General features: G+C 61.6%; 2 protein-coding genes. One reads left to right on the top strand and one right to left on the bottom strand.

All coding sequences use genetic code 11. The features are described 5' to 3' along the window. Positions 1 to 237 (bottom strand): VOC family protein (locus EN879_RS36450; protein ID WP_206521089.1); only part of this gene is annotated, 237 nt, incomplete at its 3' end. A gap of 253 nt (positions 238 to 490) precedes the next feature. On the opposite strand from EN879_RS36450, the gene EN879_RS36455 reads away from it, so the two are divergent. Beyond that, positions 491 to 1,220 (top strand): dihydroxy-acid dehydratase (locus tag EN879_RS36455; protein ID WP_206521090.1); only part of this gene is annotated, 730 nt, incomplete at its 3' end.

The raw sequence follows: 1,220 nt of genomic DNA on the forward strand, positions 1-1,220 counted from the left end.
GCAGTCGATCGACTGCGACATCGCTTCGCTGTGCTTGAACTGCGGTCCACCATTGAGCGCCTGGAACTGCACGCCGTCGAGTTCGAACGTGGTCACCAACACCTTGCCTGCATCGGCGTGGCCTTCGGGCCAACGCATCACGCTCAGCACCTTGGAATTCTTGAAGATGGAGACGTAGAAGTTCATGGCCTCTTCGGCTCGGCCGTCGAACCACAGGCAGGTGGTGATCTTTTGCATGTCGTGCTCCTCGTGCTGTTTCGGTCGCTGTTCCTGTGAAACGGCTGACTCCGAATATGGTGCCATCTCCTTGCCGTCTGCCCAAGGACGGACATGCAGCGCGCCATCCGACAGTGCCACGCATTTTTTTGAGAGAATCTGGCGCATTGCAAAATTGTGGCCAGACCATACTTGCGCGTCTATAACGCCTGCGGTCCGAATTCAGCTCCGCCGCGCCAACCCCTGGGCTGCGGCCAGCCACCAAGGAAAAAACATGCCTGCCTATCGTTCCCGCACCACCACCCATGGCCGCAACATGGCCGGCGCTCGCGGCCTCTGGCGCGCCACCGGCATGAAGGACTCGGATTTCGGCAAGCCGATCATTGCGGTGGTCAACTCCTTCACCCAGTTCGTGCCGGGCCATGTCCATCTGAAGGATCTCGGCCAATTGGTCGCGCGCGAGATCGAAAAGGCCGGCGGCGTTGCCAAGGAATTCAACACCATCGCCGTCGATGACGGCATCGCCATGGGCCATGACGGCATGCTCTATTCGCTCCCGTCGCGCGAGCTGATCGCCGATTCTGTCGAATACATGGTCAACGCGCATTGCGCCGACGCCATGGTCTGCATCTCCAATTGCGACAAGATCACGCCCGGCATGCTGATGGCCTCGTTGCGCCTCAACATCCCGACCGTCTTCGTCTCCGGCGGTCCGATGGAAGCCGGCAAGGTGGTGCTCGCCGGCAAGACGCAGGCGCTCGACCTGGTCGATGCCATGGTCGCGGCCGCCGACGACAAGATCTCCGATGAGGACGTCAAGGTCATCGAGCGCTCGGCCTGCCCGACCTGCGGCTCCTGCTCGGGCATGTTCACCGCCAATTCGATGAATTGTTTGACCGAGGCGCTTGGCCTGTCGCTGCCCGGCAACGGCTCGACATTGGCGACGCATGCCGACCGCAAGCGTCTGTTCGTCGAGGCCGGCCACCTGATCGTCGATCTCGCCC

It is taken from the genome of Mesorhizobium sp. M7A.F.Ca.AU.002.02.1.1 (genome assembly GCF_003998535.1).
Classification (GTDB): Bacteria; Pseudomonadota; Alphaproteobacteria; order Rhizobiales; family Rhizobiaceae; genus Mesorhizobium; species Mesorhizobium ciceri.